Source organism: Pseudanabaena sp. 'Roaring Creek' (assembly GCF_001402795.1).
Taxonomy (GTDB): domain Bacteria; phylum Cyanobacteriota; class Cyanobacteriia; order Pseudanabaenales; family Pseudanabaenaceae; genus Pseudanabaena.
The window spans coordinates 1-3,024 of sequence record NZ_LIRE01000417.1 but is presented as its reverse complement, the minus strand read 5'-3'; the positions used below and the strand labels follow the sequence as shown (position 1 = coordinate 3,024).

The 3,024-nt window shown below is 38.8% G+C and carries 2 protein-coding genes; one reads left to right on the top strand and one right to left on the bottom strand.

Annotated features, from left to right (window positions below; all coding sequences use genetic code 11):
* The first annotated feature begins 1,036 nt into the window (after window positions 1-1,036).
* Window positions 1,037-1,351, top strand: a complete 315-nt coding sequence (locus AC805_RS13900; RefSeq protein WP_055075977.1) for a hypothetical protein — start codon at window positions 1,037-1,039, stop codon at window positions 1,349-1,351.
* Between the two features lie 83 nt (window positions 1,352-1,434).
* Here AC805_RS13900 and AC805_RS13895 read toward each other — a convergent pair whose 3' ends face one another.
* The gene (locus tag AC805_RS13895) at window positions 1,435-2,904 is read right to left on the bottom strand and encodes a deoxyribodipyrimidine photo-lyase (RefSeq protein WP_055075976.1); all 1,470 of its coding nucleotides are present in this window, start codon (window positions 2,902-2,904) and stop codon (window positions 1,435-1,437) included.
* Between the last annotated feature and the right edge of the window lie 120 nt (window positions 2,905-3,024).

The window sequence follows — 3,024 nt, the reverse complement described above, 5'->3', positions numbered from 1 at the left end:
GGCTTCTAATCAATAACTAGCGTCAGTTTAAGTTAAGCTGACAAATTTTAAAATCCCCATAGTAAAAGCCTTACTAAGCAAGGCTTTTACTATGGGGATTTGAGAAAGGGTTTGCTACGCAAGCCCTTTCTCAAATCCCGTTTCAAATTATCCCGAACTCACGTTAAATATAAAGCCCAAAAAGCTTTAGCGCATACTGCCCATGCGCTAAAGTTTTTTGGGCTTTGTGGGAAGCCTGTAGCTAAACCGATCCCAATCTAATGCGTGTAGTGCTTCCTGCTCCCTAAAGTTTTTTGGATTTTATCGCTGTTGCTAAGTGTACATAAAACCCAAGAATTAGTTGACGGCGCGGAGCGTCGTCAACTAATTCTTGGGTTTTGATTTGCTCTAAGTAAAGGGACTGTGGCTATATATTTGAGCGCACCTAGCTAATTGCTCATGTCAAGTACATTTGCTACAGACACAAAATCATTTATGATTAGTATAGTTATAGAGGTTATTGCAAGCTAATTTAAAGATTGCTTTTCTAAATTCAGAGAAAAGTATATTTTTGTAATAAGTCCTTCGTTAATGCAGTTGATATAGGTTTATCAGAACTGCATATATTAAGTTACTATAATTTTTATTGTAATCCAAAAAAAAGAAGTGATAAGAAGTTGATTTTAAAATTATAACTTATTAACTTTTAATGCAAATGTTAATGTTTTGAAATCTTTTTGTCCGATTTTAATCTTTAATTGTTTATTCCTTCTCAAAACCTTTAAGTAATGCCTTCAAGTAATGCTTTTAAGTAATTAAATTTTCAAGATTATCATCAATGTTTATATCTTTGATAAAGCTGTTTAATAAAATATCTCTTAGCAAAATATCCTTTAGCCAATATTTCTAATATAAAGCTAATACAAAGTATTATAATTTTGATGCCATGATTATCTGTAACCTATCGATAAAGATTGCAAAAAAGATTGCAAATCCATACAGATAATCATTCAATCGGTTTACTTCTCACTTTAAAGACAGGAAAATTATTAATTTCATGCCTTACGATATTAGACAGCAATCATCTATATACGAAATTCGTGATGAAATTCAAGTTTTACTTGCATATCAACCTCAAGTATTTGAATTTAGTCTGGAAGGTATAGAATGCTTGACCCTTAAAGAAATAGGGGTATTACTGTTTGCGCAAAGACTTGCAAAAGAATACGGAACAAAAATAGAGCTTTCCGATTGCAATCAGGATGTTATTGCATTCTTAAGTACATTAGGTCTTTTAAATAATTTTGTTATTCATTTCTCGGTAGAAAAACTTCAGGAAATAAACTTATTGCCATTTTGGCAGCATAAATAGTAGAGACAAGAGTAAAGGCAAGCATAGGATATCCCCCCAACCTGTAGCGCACGCTGCGCGTGCGCTACAGGTTGGGAGGGGTATTAATTAATTTTACAATCTTGATAAAGCCTTTTAAACTTTTGCTGCTGAATGTTGTGATCGACGATGGGCAAGGGGTAATCGCGTCGCTGGCATTGGTGGGGAGGAATATTGCCACTCAATAATTCTGCTATGGTTAAACCTTGCAATTCGGGCAGCCATCGTAAAATATACTCACCTTCGGGGTCGTATTTCCTTGCTTGGGATGCGGGATTAAAGATTCTTAGAGGTTTAGGATCCATACCACTGGAGGCACTCCATTGCCAACCACCATTATTTGCCGCCAGATCGCCATCTAGTAACTTTTGCATAAAATATCGCTCCCCCAATTGCCAATTAATTATCAAATCTTTAGTCAAAAAGCTAGCGACAATCATCCGACAGCGATTATGCATCCATCCCGTTTGATTGAGTTGACGCATTGCCGCATCAACAATGGGATAACCCGTAAGTCCTGCACACCATGCCTCAAATTTTTCGGGATCATCATCCCACGGAAAGCTCTGCATCTGAGGACGATACGCGCCTGTTGCTAAGGCAGGAAAGTGAAAAAGTACATGCTGATAAAATTCTCGCCATGCTAGTTCCTGTTGCCAGATCGTGATTCCTGCTAGATCTTCGTCACTGCGAACAAGTTGTTGAGCAACGATCGCTTTTTCCCACACTCTTCTAATCCCCACTGTCCCGAAGCGCAAATGGGGACTCAATGTCGATGTCCCTGCATGGGCGGGAAAATCACGTTCCGTTTGATAACGTAAAATTCCATTGCCATCACAAAAGGCTTCTAATAGTGCTAAAGCAGCGGATTCTCCTGATTCTGGTAGGGTGATATCATTGATAAATTTGAGCTCGCGTAGGCTTGGTAAAGGAATTACAGGTAAACTCGCATAACTTGCTAAACCTGTTAATTTTTGCGGTGCATCTAGGGGTTGGGGCTTGGGTTTACTTTGCCAATTGCGCCAAAAGGGAGTGTAGACCTTATAGGGCTCTCCCGCCTGTGTCGCGATCGCCTCGGGAGCGATCAAACCAATATCCACGAAACTTTTTACCTTTACGCCGATTTCTTGCAAAGCCTGAGATGCTTCGCGATCGCGCTTAATCGCCAAGGGTTCGACATCTTGGTTAAAAAAGACATGGCTTGCATTAATTGCTTTCGCTAGTTCACGAATCGATCGCACGGGTTGCCCATACATAAATAGCAATTCGCTGCCCAAACGTCGATAGTTAGCTTGCAACTCGCGCAAACAACCAAGCATAAAGTCAACCTTGCTACCCTCAGTCACGCCATCATCGAGAATATCAGGATCGAAAATGAAGACTCCGATAACTATCCCCCGATCTCCAACTTGTTTAACCGCCTCACTCAAAGCAGGATTGTCATCAATGCGTAAATCGCGCCGATGCCAGACTAAAGCAATCTGTCCCGATAATATTTCACGATTTTTCCCAGAATTACTGGCTATTTGAGGCATAACTATCTACAGTTCTACAGATTTAAAGCACTTCACCATTATTAATCAAAAAATTAATCAAAAAATTAATCAAAAAATTAATCAAAAATTTCCTTGATATCGGAATGCTCGAGTTATAGC